Origin of the sequence: Streptomyces sp. NPDC052101, assembly GCF_040680235.1 — a bacterium.
Taxonomy (GTDB): domain Bacteria; phylum Actinomycetota; class Actinomycetes; order Streptomycetales; family Streptomycetaceae; genus Streptomyces.
In genome coordinates this window covers 118,973-143,380 of sequence record NZ_JBFAWH010000019.1, presented here as the reverse complement: position 1 = coordinate 143,380, position 24,408 = coordinate 118,973, and the positions used below count along the sequence as shown (strand labels likewise).

Annotated in this window: 18 protein-coding genes; 12 read left to right on the top strand and 6 right to left on the bottom strand. The window is 70.4% G+C overall.

The window, feature by feature from the left end; genetic code table 11:
* Nucleotides 1-9 precede the first annotated feature (9 nt).
* Together AB0L75_RS29985 and AB0L75_RS29980 are read left to right on the top strand one after the other, a co-directional pair.
* On the top strand, nt 10-423 hold the full coding sequence (locus AB0L75_RS29985; RefSeq protein WP_365187032.1) for a helix-turn-helix domain-containing protein: 414 nt from the start codon (nt 10-12) through the stop codon (nt 421-423).
* 255 nt (nt 424-678) lie between these two features.
* Nucleotides 679-1,221 (top strand): hypothetical protein, encoded by a 543-nt coding sequence (locus AB0L75_RS29980; protein ID WP_365187030.1) that lies wholly within the window; start codon nt 679-681, stop codon nt 1,219-1,221.
* A 12-nt stretch (nt 1,222-1,233) separates the two neighbouring features.
* On the opposite strand, the gene AB0L75_RS29975 is transcribed toward AB0L75_RS29980, so the two are convergent.
* Entirely contained in the window at nt 1,234-4,377 is a 3,144-nt protein-coding gene (locus AB0L75_RS29975) for a hypothetical protein (protein ID WP_365187027.1), read from the bottom strand.
* Between the two features lie 523 nt (nt 4,378-4,900).
* On the opposite strand from AB0L75_RS29975, the gene AB0L75_RS29970 reads away from it, so the two are divergent.
* The 5 genes from AB0L75_RS29970 to AB0L75_RS29950 all read left to right on the top strand — a co-directional run bounded on the left by AB0L75_RS29970 (nt 4,901) and on the right by AB0L75_RS29950 (nt 14,028).
* Nucleotides 4,901-5,287 carry a hypothetical protein gene (locus AB0L75_RS29970; protein ID WP_365187024.1) on the top strand — a complete coding sequence of 129 codons (387 nt, stop codon included), beginning with the start codon at nt 4,901-4,903 and terminating at the stop codon, nt 5,285-5,287.
* 209 nt (nt 5,288-5,496) lie between these two features.
* The gene (locus AB0L75_RS29965) at nt 5,497-5,871 is read left to right on the top strand and encodes a peptidoglycan-binding domain-containing protein (protein WP_365187022.1); all 375 of its coding nucleotides are present in this window, start codon (nt 5,497-5,499) and stop codon (nt 5,869-5,871) included.
* Nucleotides 5,872-6,124: 253 nt separating this feature from the next.
* Entirely contained in the window at nt 6,125-12,241 is a 6,117-nt protein-coding gene (locus AB0L75_RS29960) for a CHAT domain-containing protein (RefSeq protein WP_365187020.1), read from the top strand.
* A gap of 10 nt (nt 12,242-12,251) precedes the next feature.
* Nucleotides 12,252-13,019, top strand: coding sequence for a hypothetical protein (locus AB0L75_RS29955; RefSeq protein ID WP_365187017.1), 768 nt, complete (start codon nt 12,252-12,254; stop codon nt 13,017-13,019).
* 106 nt (nt 13,020-13,125) lie between these two features.
* Entirely contained in the window at nt 13,126-14,028 is a 903-nt protein-coding gene (locus AB0L75_RS29950) for an NAD-dependent protein deacetylase (RefSeq protein WP_365187014.1), read from the top strand.
* 29 nt (nt 14,029-14,057) lie between these two features.
* On the opposite strand, the gene AB0L75_RS29945 is transcribed toward AB0L75_RS29950, so the two are convergent.
* Complete coding sequence (locus tag AB0L75_RS29945; protein ID WP_365187010.1) at nt 14,058-14,507, bottom strand: ester cyclase; 450 nt, start codon at nt 14,505-14,507, stop codon at nt 14,058-14,060.
* A gap of 122 nt (nt 14,508-14,629) precedes the next feature.
* Here AB0L75_RS29945 and AB0L75_RS29940 point away from each other — a divergent pair, with 122 nt between their 5' ends.
* Nucleotides 14,630-15,295, top strand: coding sequence for a TetR/AcrR family transcriptional regulator C-terminal domain-containing protein (locus AB0L75_RS29940; protein ID WP_365187007.1), 666 nt, complete (start codon nt 14,630-14,632; stop codon nt 15,293-15,295).
* Between the two features lie 6 nt (nt 15,296-15,301).
* Here the strand turns inward: AB0L75_RS29940 and map are convergent, their stop codons facing one another.
* The 3 genes from map to AB0L75_RS29925 all read right to left on the bottom strand — a co-directional run bounded on the left by map (nt 15,302) and on the right by AB0L75_RS29925 (nt 18,174).
* On the bottom strand, nt 15,302-16,069 hold the full coding sequence (gene map / locus AB0L75_RS29935; protein WP_365187004.1) for a type I methionyl aminopeptidase: 768 nt from the start codon (nt 16,067-16,069) through the stop codon (nt 15,302-15,304).
* Between the two features lie 111 nt (nt 16,070-16,180).
* Nucleotides 16,181-17,767, bottom strand: a complete 1,587-nt coding sequence (locus AB0L75_RS29930) for a multicopper oxidase family protein (protein ID WP_365187002.1) — start codon at nt 17,765-17,767, stop codon at nt 16,181-16,183.
* Complete coding sequence (locus AB0L75_RS29925) at nt 17,764-18,174, bottom strand: hypothetical protein (protein WP_365186999.1); 411 nt, start codon at nt 18,172-18,174, stop codon at nt 17,764-17,766. The genes AB0L75_RS29930 and AB0L75_RS29925 overlap by 4 nt, the downstream gene beginning before the upstream one ends.
* 67 nt (nt 18,175-18,241) lie before the next feature.
* Between AB0L75_RS29925 and AB0L75_RS29920 the strand changes: the two genes are divergently transcribed.
* Nucleotides 18,242-18,697, top strand: a complete 456-nt coding sequence (locus tag AB0L75_RS29920; RefSeq protein ID WP_365186996.1) for a MarR family transcriptional regulator — start codon at nt 18,242-18,244, stop codon at nt 18,695-18,697.
* 114 nt (nt 18,698-18,811) lie between these two features.
* A complete protein-coding gene (locus tag AB0L75_RS29915; protein WP_365186993.1) occupies nt 18,812-19,132 on the top strand; it encodes a hypothetical protein in 321 nt (106 codons plus the stop codon).
* 13 nt (nt 19,133-19,145) lie between these two features.
* On the opposite strand, the gene AB0L75_RS29910 is transcribed toward AB0L75_RS29915, so the two are convergent.
* The gene (locus AB0L75_RS29910; RefSeq protein ID WP_365186990.1) at nt 19,146-19,622 is read right to left on the bottom strand and encodes a hypothetical protein; all 477 of its coding nucleotides are present in this window, start codon (nt 19,620-19,622) and stop codon (nt 19,146-19,148) included.
* A gap of 383 nt (nt 19,623-20,005) precedes the next feature.
* Between AB0L75_RS29910 and AB0L75_RS29905 the strand changes: the two genes are divergently transcribed.
* Together AB0L75_RS29905 and AB0L75_RS29900 are read left to right on the top strand one after the other, a co-directional pair.
* Complete coding sequence (locus AB0L75_RS29905) at nt 20,006-22,390, top strand: hypothetical protein (protein ID WP_365186988.1); 2,385 nt, start codon at nt 20,006-20,008, stop codon at nt 22,388-22,390.
* A gap of 90 nt (nt 22,391-22,480) precedes the next feature.
* Nucleotides 22,481-24,394 carry a sialidase family protein gene (locus AB0L75_RS29900; RefSeq protein WP_365186985.1) on the top strand — a complete coding sequence of 638 codons (1,914 nt, stop codon included), beginning with the start codon at nt 22,481-22,483 and terminating at the stop codon, nt 24,392-24,394.
* Nucleotides 24,395-24,408: the final 14 nt, after the last annotated feature.

The window sequence follows — 24,408 nt, the reverse complement described above, 5'->3', positions numbered from 1 at the left end:
AGGTACCTCATGGGTACTACTGACAACCTGCGGTTCTACGGTGGCGCGGATGCTTATCTGGCTGCCTGCCCCTCGCGCCAGATCCTGGACGTACTCGCCAACAAGTGGACCATGCTGGTCATGGGGGCGCTCTCCGGCGGCCCGCTGCGCTTCGGCGAACTGCGGCGCCGCCTGGACGGCATCACACAGAAGATGCTCACCCAGACCCTGCGTGCCCTGGAGCGGGACGGCCTGGTCACCCGCACGGTCTACCCGACCATTCCGCCAAAGGTCGAATACGCGGCCACCGAGCTGGGCGAGAGCGTCACCGCGCTGATGCACGCGATCCGCGCCTGGTCCGAGGACAACATCAACGCCGTCCTGGACGCCCGCGACGCCTACGACGCACGGGCGGCCCAGGAAGTACAGCCGGTCATGGCCTGATGGTCAGTAGACACCGGCACGCACCTTGATGTGAACGCACCTGATGGCCTGTCGTATGGTTCCTCGTCACCACGCGGACAGGGAAAGGATCATGAGCAGGGTCATCGGGCGAAGACATCTGGCGGCCATGGCTTTGATGGCCATCGGTGTGACAGCGTGCGGCGGGGGCATGGCGGAGGTGCCCCGACTGCGAAGGCTGCGGTCGGCCGGGGCTCGGAGCACTCGCCGTCGTCCAAGGCGACGCCGCCGACCGCGGTGCACGAGGAGACAACGGCCGCAGCGCAGCTGAAGGACGAACTGCTCCCGGCTCCCGCCGGGTCCAAGCCGGATCGCACCAACGGACTGCCACCCCGCGCCATCCTCGACCTCGACCAGTTCGTGCGCGGACTGTTCGTGGCGAAGTCCGTGAACACTGAGAAGGACGACCTCCAAAAACAAGGCTTCACCTATGCCGCTGAGACCAACTGGGACGCGGCAGACGGCACCGGGGCGGAAATCGTCCTGATCAAGTTCCGCGGCTCCACGGAAGCCCGTCACTACATCGGCTCAGTCTCCGCGAGCACAGAGTCGTCCGCTTCCGCACTGGCGGGAGTGCCGGACGGCTACGTCCTCACCGCCAACTCGAAGAACCGCTACGGGGACATCATCATGCAGGCCCGGTTCACCGTCGACGACATCGCGGTGCACATGCACTACTACTCTCACGCCACAGCTGACAGGGCAGGACTGACCACACTCGCCCGGGCCCAGTACACCCGGCTCACCAAGAGCATCACCACCCCGTCGCCCCGGCCGTAGGCGGACGGCTGGTCAGCAGGTATGCCGGTAGGAGACATCCGGAATGAATGTCTTCCAGGCGGCGGGGCTCAGGCCGGAGCCCGCACGGGCGCACACGGATACGGCGGCCAGCCGCGGTGATATCGGGTAGGCGCGTGGCAGCGTATGGGCGCCGTGAACGATGACGGCCGTCCCGGCATGATTGAAGGCCACGGAGAGCACGTCGTCCCCCGCCGTGAGCAGGCTGGTCCCCAGCGGACGGAATGTCGCCGCGTCCCACAACCGGACACTGCTGCCGCCGGCGGCAGCCAGAATGCGGCCGTCCGGTGAGTAGGCGAGAGCGGAGACCGGCTGGAGTTTGCCGTCCTGCGTATATGTGGGCACGGCATCGAACATGCCGAACCGGTGCTTGACCGTCCGGTCCCACAGGGTCACCCACCCCGCGTCGTCGCCGGTCGCCACCCGGCCGCCGTCACCGGGAGCCTCGTCCATGGCCGTGATCTGGCCTCTGATGGGATGGCCGGGATCGGTGGCGGGAGGCGGCTGCTCGATTCCGTCGGTCCGCCAATCAGAGTCCAGGGCGTCCCCGACGTAGAGAGACCGGATGACGGGCGCGGCGGTCCAGGAACCCTCTTCGATGTAGCGGATCAGTTTTCGGTTCGGGTCGAGGCTCACTCCCCCGACGGGGCGGCCCTGCAGGGGATACCGGAAGACCGGTCCGGCGGGGCTGTCGAGCCGCCACAGAGCAAGGGACCTGTTGTCTGCGACAGCGAGAAACCGGCCGTCGGGGGTGACGGACACACAGGTGGGTGCCGTGGCAGGGATGGACGGGCCCTCCTTCCCCGTACGCAGGTTCCAGATGTGTATCCCGTTGTCAGTGACGATGAGGAGGTGCCGCTCATCCATGTGCAGCGGGTACGGCCTGGCTGTGTCGCCGTGTGGGCCGCAGGCCAGTCGCACAGCGGAGGCCAACGGTCCCCCGCTGCCCAGTCGACGTTCGCTGTCGCCGTCCCACACAAGCAGGTCACCGGTCCGGGCACATTCCGTCCCTCGCTGCTGTTCCGTGTGCTCGGGAGCCACCGGGACTCGGTGATGACCCGGCAGATGCCACAGCTTGGCAAAGCGGCCGTCTTCGTCGGAGACAAGAAATGTGTCCTCGGTCGGACCGAAGGACACTATTCCGGCGGACGACGGGAGCGGTAACCGGGTTGACGCGCCCGAGGCGGCGTCGCGTACCTCCCACGTGTCCGAGGCACGGAACAGCAAACGCCGCGCGTCGGGGGACGCCTCCATCAAGCGGTCGTTCCTGTCGACGGACAGCGTCCGCAGCAGGCGGCGGGTGGTCAGGTCCCACAACTGTGCGCGTCCCGTGCCGCCCGTCACCAGTGTGCTGCCGTCGGTGCTCAGGAAGACAGGGGCCGAGGCGTCTTTGCCGGCCGCACCTGGCTCGGCTGGTTCGGCCGGTTCGGCGAAGGCATCTTGCTCGGGCTGGGTGGAAGCGCCCAGGAGAGCCGCCTTGGCTTCCAGTGTGGGGCTGATGCGCCATGCGGCGACGCTGAGGCGTAAAGCGGTGGGCGGGTCGGCGTATCGCATGCTTTCCGCCAGCGCCGCGACGCGCCGGGATGCCGCGTCGGCGAGGCGCCGTTGCTCCATGCGGTCCCGCTGCCACACCACCAGGCCGGCCACCATCGCCAGGGCCGCGATCACGGAGACGGCCACCCGCAGTCGCCGAAGCCGCCGGGCCGTTCGCGACGCCACGCGCTGTTCCTGCTCGCGTGCGGCGATGCTGGCGTCGAGGAAGGCACGCTCGACTGGGATCAGGTCCGCGCGACGCCCGGCGAAGCACTCCTCGGCCGCGGCCAGCCGTGTGCCGCGATACAGGGCGCCAGGGTCCTGGCCGAGGGCCTTCCATGTGCGGGCAGCTTCGGTGAGCTGATGGTGGACACGCAGCCGGTCGCGGGCCTCCTCGACCCAGAGCTGGAGCCGGGGCCAAGCCGTGATCAGTGCTTCGTGGGCCAGGTCGACCGTGTCGCCATCGAGGGTGAGCAGGCGTACCCGCACCAGTTGCGCAAGAACGTGCCTGGCCTCAGGGGAGTCGGTATCCAGCTCGGCACGGTCGGTGGGGCTGCGGGTATCAGGGGCTGCTCCGTCCCGCGGCGGTGCGCAGGACCCGGGCGAGATCAGCCGCAGCAGGATCCGACGCGCGGCTGCGGCCTCCGTGGCCGAGAGCGCCGCGTACACCTGCTCGGCGCTCTTGGCGATCGCGCCTTGGATACCGCCCGTGGCCTGATACGTCTCCACCGTCAACGCACGGCCTCTGCGGCGATACCAGGTCTGCAGGAGCGCGTGGGACATCAGCGGCAACCCGCCGGGTTGATCGACGATGTCGTCGACGATTCTCGCAGTCAGCTCACGTTGCACGATCAATCCCGCAGCCGCGGCCGGTTTGACGATTGCTTCCCGTAACTCGGCCGGGCTCATGGGCCCCACCAGAAGCGTGGCCCGCCGCGACGCTTCGGCGAGGTGCTGGTGTTCCGCGAAGCGGGCGAAGAAGTCCGCCCGCACGGCGATCACGACACGCAGACCGCTGTCCGGCTTGACGGCGGTCACCAGCAGGTCGATGAATGCCGCGCGCTCTGCTGGATCCTGGCACAGCGTGTACAGCTCCTCGAACTGGTCGACCACGACCACCGTGTCGCCTTCAGCCTCGCGCGGTGTCACCACATCGGCGTGCGTGGCGACCGGATGCGGCCCAGGGGTGAGGATACGAATGGCGGCCGGCCGACGACCGGCAGGGTCGGGGGTGCGCAGGCGCGGGATGAGGCCGGCGCGCAGCAGCGAGGACTTTCCGCTGCCCGATGCCCCGACCACGGCAACCAAGCGGTGGGTGTTCAGCAGCGCGGCCAGTTCGGCAACCAGCGCGTCCCTGCCGAAGAACAGGTCCCGGTCCCCCGGCTCGAACCGGGCAAGGCCACGGTAGGGCGGCTCAACATCCCCGTCCTCCGTGCGCGGCTCGGCGGCTGCCTCCCTGGCCGCCTCACTCCACCGCGCCTCCCACTGCGTCTCTTCGCCGCCGCAAGCGCGGACATAGGCGAGAACGACCGGCAGCGTAGGGAGTTGCTCACCGGCGGCGGCCTGCGACAGCGTGCTCGCCCCCTGACCGGTCCGCTGCGCCATCACCCGATACGTCGGACTCCCGGCCTCCGCCCGGAGTTTGCGTAACTCGAACGCGAACCGTGCGACCGGCCCGGCACTCGGATCCAACGGGCTTTCCCGACGCCCCGCCATCGACAGCTCCCCTACGCCGTCCGCCTCCCCGTGGACGCGGCGCTGTGGTCCGCGACGCTAGACCCGCCCGTGGCAGAACGGCAAACCAGAGGCACCCGGGTTTGGTCAATGTCGCCCGCTGAGCCCTGCGACCTGCGATACGGCCATTGATCAGAGTGGCGGAACCGGCTCCCCATTCAATTCCCCGGGCGGAAAAGTCGAGGTGAGGCGGCACGGCGGGGCCTCGTGGCTTGTCCGGCCGATCAACCGGAAGGGATGGGGCGGGCGTCGGCCTCGCTACCCGACGGGGGTGGGTGGCGAAGACCGCGCCAGGGAGTCACGAACTCGTCCTCGTGTGGCCGTTCGGCACACGCACGTCGCCATCAGCGACATCACCAACATCAGCGACATCGGGGAAGAAGGGAATCTCTCCATGCGACTGACAGCCATAGCCAGGGCGGCGGGTGTCACCGCCGCGACCGCACTCTTCACGGCCTGCGCCCTCACTCAGGCCCAGGCGTCCCCGTCTGCCGGCTACATCGGCGACGGCTATTCCAACAACAGCCACGGCGTGTGGTGCGTCCAGCACCTCGTCAACGACGTCGCATCGGACAAGGGCAAGGGACGCCCGCTCGCCGAAGACGGGGTGTGGGGTCCGAACACCAAGAGCTGGGTCACCTGGTACCAGGGCGTGTCCGGCCACAGCCTCGCCAAGGACGGCATCGTGGGCAAGGGCACGGGTGGCTGGTTGCTGCTCGACGGCGACTCCTACTACGGCGGCACCAACTACTGCTACAAGTACGTCCCGTCGTACTTCTGATCGGACACCACACCACCCAGAGGCCCCCGGACGGTCGTGTCCGCCGGGGGCCTCCACAGTTCGAGTCGCGGGCGGCGGTCCCGAAGGTGATCACGATGTACGGCGGTGTTCACCCACCGCAGGAGCGGAATGCGCACCGGCACCGCCCCGGTCCGAGCCGCTTGTCCTCATTCCTTCGACCGCGATGCTCTCAAGACAGGAGTCGGATCATGGCCTCACAGCGACACGCCCTGCTGTCCCTGACCGTGCTGCTTCTCGTCGGCGGAACTGCCGCCGCGCAACCATCCGCGGCCGCACCAGCCCCGATGCCCGCCGCAGCTGCCACAAGTCCCGTCACCTGCACCTACTACTCCGGGACTGGTCCGGTGCAGCCCGGAAAGACCTACCCGGACCGGCGGGTAGCCCAAGTACAGTGCCTGATCAACACCAACACCAGTTACCGCCCGCCTCTCCCCATCGACGGCATCTACGGCCCCAAGTCCGTACACGCGGTCACGGTGGTCCAACAGCATGCCGGCCTCACCCCCGACGGGATCGTGGACCCCACCACCTGGGCGGCCCTGCGAGTCGGGGTCTGGTGGTAGGCGCCAACTCGGCATGGCGGTCCGCCGCCAACCGGTCGGCGGCCGGCTCCGCCGCCGGGGCATCGGTGGACGACGCCGTCTTGAGATGCCTCCGCACCTCATTCTGAAATGATCAGCCGGTTGCTCGTGTGGCACTTCAACTGCCCCGCAGCCAAGGGCGGTTGTAGGATTGGCGGTGCTCGCTGCAGCCACTGCTCAAGGTCCGTACAGGCCTACACAGCCGGAGGCGGGGCGGCGTCGTACGGGGGGGACCATGGTCGAGGCCGTCAGCCATGCGCAGTATGTCGAGATCGACTGCGCGCAGTGCGGTGAGAGCTTCTCGCCGGAGCTGTACGTGCTCGTGGACGCCGACGAGCGGCCCGACCTGGTCCGCCTCATCAGGCAGGACATCCTGCACTGCCCGGTCTGCCCGCACTGCCACGTCGTCATGGCGGTGGGGCTGCCCCTGCTGGTCCACCGTCCCGGGCAGCGTGTGCCCGTCATCTACAGTCCGGTCCCGCAAGCCGGTCCCCAGGTGCGGCAACTGCACGGCGAGATGCTTGTCCAGCTCCTCTGCGAGCGGCTGGGCAGCCGCTGGACGGACAGCCTGGCGCGGCATGTGTACACGGCGGAGCGCGCCGAACTCGGCTCCCTCGTCGATCTGGACCTGGACCTGCTGCCGGGCGGGCGTGACACCTCGCTGCGCGAGGCGATGGAGCGGTACCAGTTCAGCACCACGTGGGAGGAGGCACGCGCGGCGGTCGAGGGGTTCGACCTGCTGGTCGGCCCGGAAGCGGAGTACGTGCTGCGCAACGGCATCCGCAACGCCGAGGCAGCGGGCGACGCGGAAGCGGCGGCGACGACGGCCCAGCACCTCGACGTGCTGCTGGACTGCCGCGGCCGCGGCGTGCCGGCCGCGTTCGCCGACCTGTGCGACGGCACCGGCCGCACCGTCAAGACCAGTCTGGTCGCCGTGTACCACGCCCTGGCCGAGTCGGCCGGTGACGACCCGCACAGCAGGCTTCCCCTCCTGCGGGCCGCACTGGAATGGGAACGCCGGGAGGACGACGACGAGCGCTGGGCCCACCTGCAACTCGAACTCGCCGACGCCCTGGCAGGTCTCGCCCTGACGGGGCGGACGTCCCGGACGGACGACCCGGCCTGGCACTACCGGAGTGCCCTGGACGTCCTCACCGCCCGGCGCGCGCCGCGCGAGTGGGTCGCGGCCTCGCTGCGCCTGCTCCGTACGGTCCGTCTGACGCCGTCCTTCCCGACCGGGCCACAGCTGGCCCTGGCGATCCTGTGCCACGCACAGCCGCAGGACCGGACCCGGAGCACCCTGACCGAGGTTCTGCCGGACGTGTGGGACGAAGTGAAGGGCGACACCGAGCCGCCCGCCGTGGTGGATGTCGTACAGGCGCTCGTCGACGACGGGATGCTCCGCGTCGGCGCCGACGGTGAGGCCTGCGAGGTGCCGGACTGGGTCCTGGCCTCGCTGTCCGCCGGCCTGTCCCCGTCCACCGGCATGATCGTCGACTCCTCGCTCGCCGAGCACCGGCTCGCCCGGCTCTCCTCGCCCGGGACCGGCACGGCAGGCGGACCGCCCGGCGCGGAGGTGAGGCACACGCTCGCGACGGCCGTGCCCTACCTCGCCCGGGCACAGGACTGGGAACGGCTGCATCCCGTCCTGCAGACGCTGGCCGCGGTCGACGGCAGCCCCGCCACCCTCGATCTGGTGCAGGACCACCACAGGGTGATGGCCGAGACGACCGGCAGCACGGAGAGCCGGGCGGAGCTGGGGCGCGTCCTGATGTCGAGCCGTCCCGTGGAGGCCGCGGTTCTGCTGCGGGCCGCGCTGGAGGAGTACCGGGCCGCGGGGGCTTCTGCCCAGGCGCTCAGGGTGGGTTTCAATCTGGCCGGCGCGCTGAGGCGAACGGGGCGTGTCGGGGAGGCGTTCGTCCTTCACGCGGAGCTGACGCGGCTCGCCGCCGACCTGGACGGTGGCCGCTGGACCGAACTGGCCCTGGAGGTCCGCGGACTGGAGATCCAGCACTCCCTCGGGCGCCGCCAGGACGTGCTCGACGGCGTCCGCGCGCTGCGCGACCGTATCGCCGACTGGCCGGAGCAGGAACCCGATCGCGGGGACGCGATCGCTCCGCACGAGGTCCGCGAGGCCCTGCTGGCCCTGGGCGAAAGCGCCGCCGGCGAACTGGAGCGCTGGGGTGAGGCGCTGTCCTTCTCCGACGCGAGGATCGCCTGCATGCGGCAGCGCGGGGCCTCACCCCAGGAACTGGCCACGGCCCATCACAACCGCTACATCCCCCTGCTCAACCTCGGCGAACTCGACGCCGCCGAGACCATCCTGCTGTACTGCCGGGAGGAGTACGACAAGAGCGGCAGCCCCAGCGACCTCGCCGCCGTGTACGGAGCGCTCGGCGAGATCGCCCAGCGACGCGGGCGCGCGGCGGAGGCGGTCGCACTCCAGCGGCAGACCCTGCACCACGCCCACCAGGGCCCCACTCCGCATCTCGTCGCCACCGCGCACCGGCACTACGCCGAGTATCTGCCGGCGGAGGAAGCCGAGGCCCGCCTGGCCCACGCGCTGCTGGCCGCCCTGTTGTACCGAACCGTCGGCAGCGAGAGCCGGTTCCGGCAGACGATCGGACAGATCGCGGAGCGCCGGCACACACCCGAGCTGATCACCGGGGCGGACCGGACCTGGCTGGCCTCGGTGGTCGCACGCGTCGACGGCCTGGACCTGACGCGCCTCGCGGCCGACCTCCGCCTCGACGCGGCCGACATCGACAGTGGGCTGGCGCAGATCCTCACCATCGTCGGCGAAACCGACCCGGCGACGGGCGGGCATCGCGACACCCTGGTGCGCCGGTGGGAGCCGGTGGTCGCCGCCGTCGTCGCCGTGGTGCACGGCGACCAGGACGCCTCCGCCGCGCTGGACGAGTACCTGGCGCTGCGCGAACTCGCCCCCGAGTGGGCGAAGCTCGTCGCCTCGCTGCGGCTCGTCCTGGACGGGCGGCGCGATGCGGCGGCCCTGTCGGACGGCCTGGACGACATCGACACCGCCGTCGTACGCCGTACGCTCGACGCCTTGGCCGAACGCGTCCGCCTGGCCTCCGGCGCAACGGAGCTGGCCGCCTCCACCGCCGACGCCCGGCGCCGCCACGAGGGGGTCCTGGACACCATGAGCGGCGCCGCCCGAGGGATCCGGCACGCTCGTCGCGAAGCCGACGACTGGCTGGAGATGATCACCACGAAGGTGGGGCAGCCGGAACTCGCCCGCGCCGTCTCCGCCGTCCTCGCGGGCACACGGGAACCGGAACTGCCCCTCGACGGCCTGACGCCCGCTCAGCTGTGGCTGGTCGCGGCGATCACCGAGGCCGTCGACGCCCAGCAGCCCGTCGGCACCGTCGAGGACGACCCTGGCGGGTACCTGTACGAACTCCTCTCCGACCCCGTCGGCCCGTCCCATGACGACATGGGCGTGATCGTCCGCAACGAGTCCGGTCTCGCCCAGGCCTGCACCGCGGTCGAGGAGGGAGTCAGGCGCCGGCTCACGGCCGGCGACACCCCCGGGGCGGCGCACATCCTGAACGCCGTCGTCGGCGTGCTGCTTCTCCGGCACGACCACCGCCGCGCCCTGCCACTCGCCGAACTCCTCGCCGAAGCGGCCGAGCAGGACCCGTCGGCCGCTCTGGAAGCGGAGGTCGTCGAGCTGGTGTGCCGTACCACCGTCGACGTGGCCCGCGGAGCCGGCGCCGACAGCGTGCTGGCACTGGTCGGCACCGCCGTACCCAGCCACTCCCCCGCTCCTCTGGGGATCGGACCGGCCCCCGGCCTCGTCGACCGGGCGCGCCGCTGGCTGGGCGTGGCCCGCACCCTGCGCCGCGGCGTGCCCGACAGCGCCATGGAGCGGCAACTCATGCTCGCCGAGGTGGTGGTGAACCAGGCAGCGGGCGACTCCGAGCGGACGGTCGCGCTGGTTCGGGCAGTTCTGGACAGCCCCGACACCACGCAGGCCGACCCCGCGTACGCCGCAACGCTGCGCGTCCTCCTCGCCGACGCGCACACCCGGCGCGGGGACCTGCAGACAGCAGTGCAGATCTACGACGGTCTGCTGGCCGACGGCTTCCCGGCGGAGCCGGCGGACACGGCGGCCGTGCTCATCCACCGCGCGAACGTCCTCGCCCTGCTCGGCCGCCACCGGCAGGCCCTGGCCGGCGTGCACCGGGCGCAGGCACTGCTCGAGTCGAACGCCGGTACCGGCATCGGTACCACTCTGGCCCGCGGCTCCCTCCTGAGCCAACTCGGCTGGTTGTACGAGCTGTTGGGCGATCTGCCCGCCGCCGCCACGGCGTACGAACGCGGCCTTTGCATCGCGCGGGACAGCGGCCACCAGATCGGCCAGGCCACCTTACTGAAGTCCCTCGGAACGCTGCTGGGGAAACTCAGCACCGGCTACGTCAGGGCGCTCGGCGCCGGAGAACTCCGGGAGGTCTTCGCGGTCCTGTACCGGGTCGATCCCCAGCTCATGCACCTGCCGACCCGCCAGGGCGCCCGCTCGGCCGCCGTCGTCCTGCTGCGCAGCGCCGCCGGGCTGTTCCGCGCGGCGCACGACGAACCCGGCTGGGCGCGGACGACGGACGCGCTGTGCAACCTCATGCCCGCCGACCAGGACGAGGAAGCGGTGGAACTGCTCACCGAGGTGCTCCGGGTCCTGGAGAACGACCGGCTGGCGCAGGCCGCGCCCCTGGCCAACCTGGCCGGCCGGTTGCGGTCGCTCGGCCGGCTCGACGAGGCCGAGGAGGCGCTGCGCCGCAGCCTGGAGATCTCGCGCGCCGCCGGGTACTTCGACTCCGCCACCCGCTCGGCGACCTCGCTCGGCAGGCTGACCCACGGTCAGGGACGGCTGGAGGAGGCGGAGAACGCGTTCCGGGACGCCGTTTCGCTGATCGAGGCGGTCCGCCCGCACCGCCCGCTCGACGACCGCTCCCGGGTCAGCTTCGTGCACGGACATCAGCGGGCCTACGAGGGGCTCGTGGACTGCCTGCTGGCGCGTGGCGCGCACGAGGAGGCCTTCGACGTCGTCCAGCAGGCGAAGTCCCGAGCCCTGCTCGACCTGCTCGCCCTCGCGGAGCCGGCACCCCACCAGGAGGCGAGCGGCCGGTTCGCCGAACTGCTGGCCGCCGAGGCGGAACACCTCGCCGTCCTGCGGCAGTCGAGCCGTCAGCCGGAGCGCGCGGCTCGCGCCCAGGAAGCGCTGCACGCCGTGTACGAGGAGATGAACGGCCACGACCCGGACTACGTGACCATGCGCCGCGGCACTCCGGCCGACGCCCGGTCGGTTCGGCGGTGGCTGGCCGGCCAGGGGCGGCCCGTCCTGCTCGTCGAGTACTTCCTCGGCATCGACCATCTGACCGTCTTCTTCCTGCGGGCGGAGTGGGAAACGGTACGCGTCGCCGCGACCCGCCTCACCCGCGCCGACCTGACGCGAGCCCACGCCGACTTCCGGCGCCAGGTGGTGCAGTACCGCAACGCCGCCGGCTCCGCCTGGACGGCGCTGTCCCAGCAGGTGACCGAGCCGATGGCGGAGTACCTGCGGCCGGACGACCTGGTCGTGCTGGTACCGCACGGCACGCTGCACGCCCTGCCGTTGCACGCCCTTCCCGTCGGCGGTGAACCGCTCGCGAGCCGCAACCCGGTCGTCCACATCCCGGCCGCCGGCCTGCTGCCCCTGTGCCAGAGCCCGGGCAAGGGCACCGGCAGACTGGCCACGTGCGCGGCGTTCGGCGTCACCTACGAGGCCGAGGCCGCGGCGGTGGCCGACCTCTTCGGCGACACACCCGTGCCCGCCGAGGGACTGAACGCCGAGGTGGTCGCGGCCCGGGCGGCGGACCGCGACGTCGTGCACTTCTCCTGCCACGCCCGGTTCGACGCGGCCGACCCTCTCGGCTCGGGCCTCTACCTCAGCCCCGGCGACCCGAGCGAGGACGACGAAGGCGCTGACGACAGCGACGACATGCTGACGGTGCGGCACATCATGGGCATGGGGTTCCGGCACGAACTCGTCACCGTCAGCGCCTGCGAGACGGGCGTACAGGAAGCCCTGGACGGTGACGAACTCATCGGACTCACCCGCGCCTTCCTGTACGCCGGAGCCCGTGCCGTCGTGGCGAGCCTGTGGCCGGTCGACGCCGACACCACCCGCGACTTCATGGTCCGGTTCTACGGCCACCTCCGCGCCGCGTGCGCCCGCGGGGACGCCCTCGACAAGGCCGGCGCCCTGCGCCGGGCACAGCTCGACACCATGCGCGACAAGGGCGTGCACGCCTCGTACCACTGGGCGCCGTTCGTCCTGATCGGCGACGGAAACTGAGAGGGAACAGATGACGGAGACGACGGCACACCTCGCCGACATCGAACTGGAGCCGATCGAGCAGGGACCGATCAAGGGCCCGGGAGAGGACCAGGCGGACCTCGCGACCTTCCTCGGCCGCACCAACCGGGTCCGGCTCGGCAGGCCACGGGTGGCCGACCATCTCTCGGAACTGCGCGCCATCGGCGACGTCCCTGACGAACTGGAACGCCATGCGATCGCCGGCGGCTCGGTCATCGCCGTCCGCCCGACGCTCACCCTGTTGCCCGCCGTCGGCTGTGTCTTCGTCGACGTCGACTTCTCCCTGGAGCTGATCGCCACGCCCCGGCAGCCGGGGCAGCCGGTGGGCAGGCCGCTTGCCTACGCCGTCCGCCCGGACCGGGAAGTCGAGGAGGTGCCGTTCACGCACACGGCGAAGTCCGTGCAGGAGATCGGCGGGGAGGCCGGTGCGGGGCTCGGCAAGCTCATCGCGAAGATCTCCCAGGAGAACTCCTTCGAGGAGAAGGGGAAACGCTACACGGCTCGCAGCTACGGCTACGGCGTCAACTTCTACGAGGTGGGGTGGCGGCTGCGAGCGACCTCGGCCACGGACCTCGCCGGAGACATCACCGGGCTGGAGGCCGTCGTCCAGGTCCCCCAGGGGGCGACGCTCGCCGGACGGTTCCGCATCGCCGCCGAGATCGCCATCGAGACCGCCCCCGACCGCTGGCTGACCCGCACCTTCGGCCCCCGGCGCACCCAGCCGTCCCTGGACGTGGTGTACGACCTGCACATGTGAGCAGGGGCACGGTCATGCTCGGCCGATCAGGGCGGACGGCTCCATCGGCCGCTCGCCGGGCGGCCGGTCCCGCCGACAGCGCGGCCTGTTTTCGTACGCTGGTGGCATGCGCATGCGCCCCACTCTGAGCTGGACCCCTGCCGAGGACCTGCGGCCGGGCACGACGGATCTCGAACCGGTCGCCGAGGTGCTGAGCGCCGGAGGTGTGCTGGTGCTCAGCGGGGCGGGCATCTCCACGGAGTCCGGCATCCCCGACTACCGGGGCGAGGGCGGGAGCCTGAGCCGGCACACCCCCATGACCTACCAGGACTTCGCCGCAAGCGCCCAGGCCCGGCGCCGTTACTGGGCGCGCAGCCACCTCGGCTGGCGCACCTTCGGCCGTGCCCGCCCCAACGCCGGGCACCGGGCCGTGGCCGCGTTCGAGCGGCACGGCCTCCTCTCGGGTGTGATCACCCAGAACGTCGACGGCCTGCACCAGGCCGCCGGCAGCAAGGGCGTCGTCGAACTCCACGGAAGTCTGGACCGGGTCCTTTGTCTTTCCTGCGGCGCCTCCAGCCCTCGTCGCGAACTCGCCCGGCGGCTGGAGACGGCCAATGCCGGCTTCGAGCCGGTGGCCGCCGCGATCAACCCGGACGGTGACGCCGACCTCACCGACGAACAGGTCGGGGACTTCCGCGTGCTGCCCTGCACGATCTGCGGGGGCATCCTCAAACCGGACGTGGTGTTCTTCGGTGAAGCGGTTCCGCCGCAGCGGGTCGAACACTGCCGAAAGCTGGTCCGTGAAGCGGCCTCGCTGCTGGTCCTGGGGTCCTCGCTGACGGTGATGTCCGGCCTTCGGTTCGTGCGCCAGGCGGCCCAGGCCGAGAAGCCGGTACTGATCGTCAACCGGGACCCGACCCGGGGCGACCGGCACGCCCTCACCCGGATTGCACTCCCCCTGGGAACGGCCCTCATCTCCGTGGCCGACCGGCTGGGCATCCCTGTCGACGGCCAGACGGCGAAGAGCTGACCGGCTGCGGCTTGCCGACCGGCGCTTTTTCAGTCCGCGCTCGGCCAGTCCCAGCCGAGCTGCAGGAACATTCCGAGACGGTCGCTCACAGCGCGGATCTCGGTGATGCGGCCTGCGCGTACGGTGAAGATCCAGATCTGTTCGACGTCACAACGTCGGCCGGTCGGCTCGGGCATCCGGGGGTGGGTTCCGGTGTGGGCGCCGCGCACCCGAAGCCGTGCCACGACCTCGTCACCCTCTGCGATGAGCTGTTCCGCACGGAAGCCGTCGTCCGGCTCCTCGGCACTGAATGCGGCGAGCTGCTGCCGGAAGCCCTCTATCGCGGCGCCCGGCGCTTCCTCCTCACCAAAAATGATCTTGTTGTGGTCGATCACATCCGGTGCGAGGCACCGCACCCAGTCCTGTCTTGAGCGGTCGTTGAGCGCGGCGATGAAGTCGAGGACGACCTGCTTGGTGCTGATGGCGGTGGCGGAAGACATTTCTACTCCTGTGGCGTCGTGGGGCGATTCAGATTCTTACGTTGTAAGTTTCGCCTGGGATCGATTCTTGCCTTACCTTGTAAGAAAGTCAATCGCTCGGGGGCGCAGAGGAAGGGCGAACCATGAGGGCCGAGAAGCCGGGCGCGCGGCGCGGCCGTGGCGAGCGCGCAGGACTGAGCCGACAGCGAATCCTCGACGCGGCACTGGACCTGGTGGACCAGAGGGGGCTCAAGGCCCTGACCATGCGCTCACTCGGCGAGCAGCTCGATGTCGAGGCGATGACGCTCTATCACTACGTGCCGAACAAGGACGCCTTGCTCGACGGACTCGTCGAGCAGGTGTTCACGGCTGCCGCACCGGCCATGGACGGAGCCGCGGACTGGCAGGAGTCGCTGCGTGAGTACGCGAAGGCACTGCGCGAGGGCCTGCTACGGCACCCGGCCATCCTCCCGCTCGCCGCCTCCCGCCCCGCGGTCACCCAGGCGACACTCGACGCCATCGAGGCGTCCCTGCGCATGCTGACGGACAGCGGCTTTCCGCTCGGCCGTGCGTTGCACGCCCTCAACGCGATGTCGGTGTTCACCATCGGGCACGCCGTCATGGAGGCACAACTCGCGGTGGACGCACACGAGTCGGGCGGCACGGGCTGGCTGGCCGAGTTGGAGGCGGAGCGATATCCGCTCATCGCCAGGGCTGCGCGCGACGGAGCAGGCGTGGACGACGAAGAACGCTTCCTCTTCGCCGTCGACGCGATGCTGCTCGGGTTCGACACACTGCGCACGAGCTGAACCACGTCAGGGCAGGGTCAGGATGCGGGGGCCCTGGTCGGTGATGGCGACGGTGTGTTCGATGTGGGCGGCCCTGCTGCCGTCGGTGGTGCGCAGGGTCCAGCCGTCGATATCGGTGCGGTAGGTGTTCTGCCCGCCGGCCATGAGCATCGGTTCGATGGCGAGGACCAGGCCGTGGCGGAGGGGGAAGCCACGGCCGGGGCGGCCACGGTTGGGGACATGAGGGTCTTCGTGCATGCGGCGGCCGATGCCGTGGCCGCCGAAGTCGGCGGGCATGCCGCAGCCCGCCTTGCGGGCGACGGTGTCGATGGCGTGGGAGATGTCGCCGATGCGACTGCCCACCTGGGCGGCGGCAATGCCGGCGTCGAGGGCTTGCTGGGTGGCGTCGATCAGATCGAGGTCGCCGGGGCGCGGCGTTCCGACGGTGAAGGTGATGGCCGCGTCGCCCGTCCAGCCGTCGAGCTGGGCGCCGCAGTCGATGCTCACCAGGTCGCCGTCGCGCAGCCGGTAGCCGGTGGGGATGCCGTGCGACACGGCGTCGTTGACGGACGTGCAGATCACGGCCGGGAAGGCGACTGGGGCGAAGGACGGCCGGTATCCGAGGAACGGGGAGCCGGCTCCGGCCTCGTCCAGAACCGACCGGGCCGCTTCGTCCAGTTCCTGCAGGGACACCCCCACGCCGGCCGCGTCTCGGACTGCGGCCAGGGCGCAGGCCACCACACGCCCGGCCTCCCGCATCGCGTCCAATGCGGCATCGGTCTTGATCTCCACCATGTACATGACTCCTCGCAGCACCTCGACCCAATACTTATACCGGTATTAGTATCACGGTCTCCGGTATTAGTATCACGGTCATGGTGAGGGCTCCTCTGACACGGGGCTCGTTCACTCGGTGACGAAGTCGGCCATCATGGCCATGTCCTCGTGCTCGAGGTTGTGGCAGTGCAGCATGAACCGGCCCGGGTAGTCGGTGAATCGGGTGACGATCTCCACGGATTCGGCAGAGCGCAGGTCCACGGTGTCCTTCCAACCCGCGTCGTAGGGGCCGGGCGAGCGGCCGTTGCGCGCGATCACCTGGAAGTGGTTGAGGTGGAGGTGGACGGGGTGGTGGAAGTCGGTGACGAACCGCCATAGCTCGGTGGTGCCGAGCCGGACGGTGGCCAGGGGTCTGCCGGGCTCGTAGGGGCGGCCGTTGATGGTCCAGCCGGTGGATCCGGGCTGTCGTTGGAAGTGGAACGTGCGGGTCGCCGCGGCTCGCTCCGGCTGCGGCGCGGGTATCGCGGACAGCCGGTCCGGTATGCGGGAGTCGTCGGCTGGTGGCCGGGCGGTGGAGACGTCGAAGCACATGACGTGCGCCGTACTGCCGCTGCCCAGTCGGTTCGCCAACCGCACGCGGGTACCGGGCCGGTAGCGTGAGAAGTCGACGATCACGTCGAAACGCCCGGCCGGGGCGATGTCCAGGGCGTCGTGCGCGAGCGGCTTTTCCAGCAGGCCCCCGTCGCCGCCGATCTGCACGAGACCGCCGCCGCCCGGCGGCGGGGGGTCGAGTGCCAGACGGTAGCGGCGGGCGTTGGAGGCGTTGAGCAGGCGCAGGCGGTAGCGCAGCCGCTGTGTCTCCAGCACCGGCCAGGGTGCACCGTTGACGAGAAGGACGTCACCGAGGACGCCGTCCATGTACGGGTCGGTGACACCGGGTGTGTGTTGCGTCGGGTCCAGGGAGGGGTACCGGAAGGACCCGTCGGCGGCGAAGGCCCGGTCGGCGATCATCAAGGGGATGTCCCGTTCACCGCGGGGCAGGGGCAGTGCCTCTTCCTCGTCGTCGTGGACGAGGTGGAAACCGGCGAGGCCGTGCCAGACGTTCGGGCCGGTGAAGCCCATGCGGTGGTCGTGGTACCAGAGGGTGGCGGCCCGCTGCCGCATCGGATACGTGTACGTCCGCTCGACTGCGGCCTCGTCCCGTGAGCCGGCCGCCCCGGCCATGCCCGGCATCCCGGCCATGGCGTCGGCATGGGAGGCCGTGCCGCCCTGCGGCAGGATCAGCGCGGTCGGATAGCCGTCGCTGCCGTACGGGGTGTGACCGCCGTGCAGGTGGACCACGGTCGGGTGCGGCAGTTCGTTGCGGTGCCGTACCACGGTCCTGCGGCCGGAACGGGAGACCAGGGTCGGGCCGGGGAAGGTGCCGCCGTACGTCCAGGCGGTGGTCTCTAGCCCCGGAAGGATCCGCAGACGCGCTGTCTGCTGGACGATCTCGTACGCATCCGTCGTAGCGCTGGAGTGCGCCGGCGCGAGCACCGGCGGGACGGGCAGCGGCACCGCGTACGGCCGCGGCAGGGCTGCCTGGCTGCGCAGCAGCAGCCCCGGCTGACCCGGTGTCAGCGACCCCCCGGCCATGGCCCATCCGCCCGCGGTGAGCGCGCCGCCGCCCAGGGCAGCGGCGGCGAGCAGGCGACGTCTTGCGATGCCCCCGCTCATATGCGCTCCTCACGGGCACGGTTCGGGCACGCTGCCGGGCGCCAGGCCCAGACGAGTATGAGGAAGGTGCAGGCGATGATCGCCACGCCCAGCGGGACGTGAACGGCGAGCACCCGCCCATACCCCATGGCGATCTGTCCCGCCTCCGCGCCGAAGAGCGCGACAGCGGCCAGGAGAGGCCAGCTCGGCCCGCCGCCCGGCCGCCACAGCAGCAGCCCGGCCACGACCTGGGCCACCGCGGTCAGCCCGGTGGCCGCGGCGTTGAGGGCGTGCAGGTCGAGGGCCCCGTAGTGACCGGACAGGAAGCTGCCGGCCAGTACAGCCTGGCCGAGCGCGAGGGCGGCCTCGCAGGTCACCACGGCCCGGAAGACCACAAGGGTCCAGGGCCGTACAAGCAAATTAGGCATAACGAGATAGTGCTATACGAGACTATCTCAATGAAACTAATCTTGGCCTGCCCTATACTGGATGACGATGAACGCGCCCGACTCCCCTCCCCCCGCACTCGGCACCGGTCCCGCACGCATCGGCCCGCTGCTCCGCCTCGCCCAGCGGCGCGCCGCCCGGACGTTCACCGAGGCCCTGCGCCCACTGGGCATCGAGGGCCGGCACTACGGCGTCCTGCTCAACCTCGCCACGCACGGGCCTCTCAGCCAGCGGCAACTCATCGATCTCACCGGCAGCGACAAGTCCGCCATGGTGCGCACGGTCGACGACTTGGAGGCTCGCGGTCTGGCCGAGCGGCGCCCTTCCCCCGCCGACCGGCGCGCCTACGCGGTGGAGCTGACCGACGAGGGCAAGGCGCTGTTCGCCGACGCCTCACGGATCAGCGACGAGGTGGGCGCGCGGCTTTTCGAGTGCATGGAGGAGGACGACCAGGAGCTGCTGTGTGTGCTCCTGGGACGTTTCATCACCGCCGCGGGAGCCTAGCGGCTCCACGACGGCGCACGTCCGGCCCTCTCGCCGTAGCAGCCCCGCGACGCCACCGCTCGCTGCCGCGGTGAACAGGTGGTCAGCCATGGCAGCCACAGCTACGTTCACGCCATGGCACACGACGGGGCAAGGCGAGTGGACATCGTCCATCGACCGGGGGATCCGCCGAGCGAGCCGGTGCGGATACGGGTGGGTGAGGAGATCGCAGTCGCTCTCCACGGTTCGCCCGCCTACGGGTGGGCACCGGTCGAGATCGTCAGCGGCCCCTTGGGGGTGGTCGATGCGGAAGCCGCGGAGGGAACCATCCGGGCCGTCGTCAGGGCAACTGGTGCCGGTGAGGCGGAGCTGCGGTCGACGTCGTCGTTCCGCGGGGATCGGTTCGGGCCGCGGACGCGGCTGTGGCGGCTGCTGGTGCATATCGATCTGCCGTAGGGATGCGGCGGCGTCACGGGATCACGGTGAGCGTCAGCTGCCAGGCCCGCGAGGGCGGGCCGTGCGGGTCCGGGGTGTAGGTGTCGGCGGAGTCGAGCATGGCGGTGCCGGGGGCCGTGGCGCGTGCGGTGGCCGAGCGGGTGCCGTCGGTTGCGAGGTGGTCGTCGAGCACCACGCCGGTCGTCGGGCTTGAACTGGTGACTGGGGCCCAGCGATAGCCGGGGGACGGTGTCAGAGCGATGTCGATCTCGGTGCCGACATGGACGCAGATGCTGCGCAGGGGGTTGTCGGCGGGCGGGTAGCGGACGCTGACCTTGCCGCTGAGGCATGAACGGGCGGAGCTGCCCGCAGTGGAGGCGGAGACAGGAGGCCCCGTCGGTCTCGGGCTCCGGTAAGCCGACTGGGACGACGCGGAGGCCGTGGCCGACGACTCCTTCGAGGCCGGTACGGACGCCCCGCTGCCGGACGAACAGGCGGCGGCTGACGTCATGAGAACGGCGGTGACCAGCGGACCGACGCCGGTGTGACGATGTCTCACGGTGCCCCCAGGTGAGTGTTGCGACGGGCCGAGGATGGGACGCGTCCGGCTTGCGATGCGTTCCCGCCAGTCACCCGGCGGGCCGATGCCCAGATCTCCATGGCGAGCGATACAGGGCAATCCCTGTGCCGACACAGGGGAAACCCTGTGTTTTTACTGTGGGTTGACCATGTCGCGTAAATCCTCGGTTGCCTGGCGGGATATCGCCGTCGCTTCTCTTGTTGCGTGACATGTCCGGTGCAAACATCCCGGGTTGCGAACACGCGCTCCATCGGCGTGAACGTCCTTCTCTCCCCACATGCCGGGCGAACCCCGGCTGTTCGAAAGGATGTTCCGTGGCCCGTTCCAGACGCAGACGCGGCCGAATAGCCGCGCTCACCGCGATCCTCGCCACTGTTCCCGGCCTCTGGCTCGCCGCCCCCGCGGCCCAGGCCACCCCCGCTCCCCACACCCCGGCGGCTCATCGTTCGGCCGACACCGGCCCGGCCGTCCGCCACGACACCTCCCCCACCCTGCGCTCCATGGCCGCCCACGCCCACCACGGCCACCACGGCAGGAAGGCGCAGGACGACGACCCCGGTGAGGAGCGGCTCCCGCACCCGCCCGCCTCCCACATTCCCGACCCGGTCGTCCAGTCCAGCCCGGGCGGCCCGTCCGCCCCGTCCACGGGGACGAACTTCGAGGGCATCGGCGCCGGCAACTACTCGATCACCGGTGTCCCACCGGACCCGAACGCCGCCGTCGGCTCCAGCCAGATAGCGGAGACGGTGAACACGGCCTACGCGGTGTACTCCAAGTCCGGTTCCACCCTCCTGGCGCCGACCGACACCAGCACGCTGTGGTCCGGCTTCGGCGGATCCTGCCAGTCCACCAACGACGGTGACGCGGTCGTCCGCTGGGACACGCTCGCAAGCCGCTGGGTGGTGACGCAGTTCGCCAACGTCTCCTCGTCCTCCGGCCCGTACTACGAGTGCGTGGCCGTCTCCACCAGCGCGGACGCGACGGGCAGCTACTACCGCTACTCGTTCCAGTACGCCGACTTCCCGGACTACCCGAAGCTGTCGGTGTGGCCGGACGCGTACTACATCACGTACAACATGTTCACCGCCTCCGGCAGCTTCCTGAACGCCGAGGCGTGCGCCCTGAACCGCTCCGCCATGCTCACCGGTGCGAGTGCCACCCAGCAGTGCTTCACCACCTCGTCGTCCTACGGCGGTCTGCTCGGCGCCGACCTGGACGGCTCGACCGCTCCTCCGTCAGGAGAGCCGGAGCTGATGGCGGGCCTGGGCACGACGAGTACGACGCTGGCGTACTGGAAGTTCCACGTCGACTGGACGACGGCTGCCAACTCGACATTCACCGGGCCGTCCACGCTGACCGTGGCGTCGTACACCACGGCCTGCGGCAGCTCCGGCACCTGCGTCCCGCAGAGCGGAACCAGCCAACAACTGGACTCCCTGTCCGACCGGCTGATGTTCCGGCTCGCGTACCGCAACTTCGGTGACCACGAATCACTCGTCGTCAACCACGCGGTGACAGCGGGCAGCTCCGTGGGCGTGCGCTGGTACGAGCTGCGGATGTCCGGCGGGAACCCGACCGTGTACCAGCAGGGCACCTACGCCCCCGACTCCACCTACCGCTGGATGGGGTCGATCGCCGAGGACAAGGCCGGCAACATCGCTCTCGGCTACTCGCAGTCCTCCTCCTCGGCGCACCCGTCGATCCGCTACACCGGGCGCCTGGCCGGCGACACGCTCGGCACGATGACGCAGGGCGAGGTCACCGCGATCACCGGCGGCGGCTCGCAGACCAGCTACAGCCGCTGGGGCGACTACACGTCCATGGCCGTGGACCCCACGGACGACTGCACCTTCTGGTACACGGACGAGTACATCCCGGCGAACGGCAACTTCAACTGGCACACCAGGCTGGCTTCGTTCACGCTGCCCAACTGTGGCTCCACGGCGAGCAACGACTTCTCGATCGGCGTCAGCCCGGCCTCGTCCACTGTCGCAGCCGGTTCGTCGGCGACCACTACGGTGTCCACCGCGGTCACCTCGGGCTCGGCGCAGTCGGTGAGCCTGTCCGCGTCCGGGCTGCCCAGCGGGGCGACGGCGTCCTTCAACCCGTCCTCGGTCACCGCCGGCGGTGCGTCGACTCTGACGGTGGCCACGTCGTCGTCGACGCCGGCGGGAACGTACAACATCACCGTCACGGGCACGGGCAGCTCGGCCACCCACACCGCCACCTACACACTGACGGTCACCTCCGGCAGCGGTGGCGGCGGGATCACCAACGGCGGCTTCGAGACGGGCAGTCTGACCGGCTGGACCTCGGCGGGAACCACGTCCGTGGTCAGCTCCGGCGCCCACAGCGGGACCTACGCCGCCCGGGTCGGCGGCACCTCGCCCACCAACGGCGACTCCTCCCTCGCCCAGACCTTCACCGCGCCGTCCGGGACCGGCACGCTCGGCTTCTCCTACAACGTGACCTGCCCGGACACGCTCACCTATGACTGGGCGACGGCCACCCTGAAGGACAACACCAGCGGTACGACCACCACGGTGCTGGCCAAGACCTGTGTGTCGTCCTCCGGCTGGATCCAGAAGACCGCGTCCGTCACGGCCGGCCACAGCTACACGCTCACCCTGATCAGCCACGACGACAACTACACGGGTGACGCCACCTACACCCGGTACGACGACGTGACCCTCTCCTGATCCACCGACGTCGCCCCCAGGGACGGGCCGCCGACCAGGTGCCGGCGGCCCGCCCTGCCCGAACCCCCATCCACGACAAGGGGTCTCCTCATGTCGCACACCGTTCTCCGTAGATCCGTGGCGACCGCCACCACCGCTCTGCTCTCGTTAGGCGGTCTCCTCCTCGCGTCACATCCGGCCCTGGCCGATGTCTCCAACGGAGGCTTTGAGTCCGGCGGTCTGACCGGCTGGACGACCACCGGTACGACTGCCGTGGTCGGCTCCGGCGCCCACAGCGGCACCTACGCCGCCCGGGTCGGCGGCACCTCGCCCACCAACGGCGACTCCTCCATCGCCCAGACCTTCACCGCGCCCACCGGCGCCGATCAGATGTCCTTCTGGTACAGCGTGACCTGCCCGGACACTCTGACCTACGACTGGGCGACAGCCACCCTCGCCGACACCACGGCCGGCACGACGACGACCGTGCTGGCGAAGACGTGCACCAACGGCCAGGGCTGGAAGCAGGTCACCTCGGCGGTCACCGCCGGGCACAGCTACACGCTCACCCTCGTCAGCCACGACGACGACTACACGGGCGACGCCACCTACACGCTCTACGACGACGTGGCCTTCTCCACCGCCGCCCCGCCGGCCGGCCTGACCCAGGTCAGCACCGACCCGTTCACCAACACCTCGAGTCAGCACGCCACCGAGCTGGAGCCCGACACCTTCGCGTACGGCAACACGGTCGTCGCCTCCTCCCAGGTCGGCCGGTTCACCGACGGCGGCTCCTCCGACATCGGCTGGAACACCTCCACCGACGGCGGCACCACATGGCAACACGGCATGCTGCCCGGCATCACCACCTACCAGGGCGGCAGCTGGGCCCGCGTCTCGGACCCGGCCGTGGCCTACGACGCCAGGCACGGCACCTGGATGGTCACCGGGCTGGTCATCGACTCCAGCGTCAACGGCGCCGGCGTCACCGTCAGCCGCTCGTCGAACGGCACCAGCTGGCAGAACCCGGTCATGGCGGTCGGCAACGACGGCCAGGGCTACGACAAGGAATGGATCGTCTGCGACAACTCCTCCTCCAGCCCCTCCTACGGAACCTGTTACGTCGAGGTCGACGTCACCTCGTCCGGCAACCGCATCGTCATGAGCCGCTCCACCGACGGCGGAGCCACCTGGTCAAGCCCCGTCTCACCCGCCGGGAACCCCAGCGGGCTCGGCGGTCAGCCGCTGGTCCAGCCGAACGGCACGGTCGTGGTCCCCTACTCCACCAACGGCAGCGCCGTCCGGGCATTCAGCTCCACCAACGGCGGCTCCAGCTGGTCCTCCAGCACGCTCATCGCCAACGTCTCCAGCCACGGCGTGGCCGGCAACCTGCGCGACGGTGAGGGCCTGCCGTCCGCCGAGATCGACGGCTCCGGCAAGATCTACGTCGCCTGGCAGGACTGCCGCTTCCGCTCCGGCTGCCCGGCCAACGACATCGTCTACGCCAGCTCCACCAACGGCACCAGCTGGTCGGCCGTGACCCGCGTCCCCATCGACGCCACCACCAGCGGCGTCGACCACTTCATCCCCGGCATCGGCATCGACCCCACCACCTCCGGCACGACAGCGAAGATCGGCCTCTACTACTACTTCTACCCGAACGCCAACTGCACCGCCTCCAGCTGCCAGCTGGAGGTCGGCTACATCTCCTCCGCCAATGGCGGCAGTACCTGGAGCACCCCGACCACCGTCGCCGGTCCCATGTCCCTCTCCCAGATCGCCGACTCCACCCAGGGCAGCATGGTCGGCGACTACATCTCCACCTCCGTCATCGGCGGCAAGGCCGTCTCCGCCTTCGCCGTAGGCAAGCCCCCAGCCAACGGGCAAGCCTTCGACGAGGCCCTCTACACCGCCGGCCCGCTCGCCGTCACCGGCGGCAGCGCCCGCTCCACCACTCACGGCGCGGCGAGCGTCACCGCACCATCCAACTCCACCGGATCCAGGCCCCTGCCGACTCGGCACTGATATCCCCACTGCCC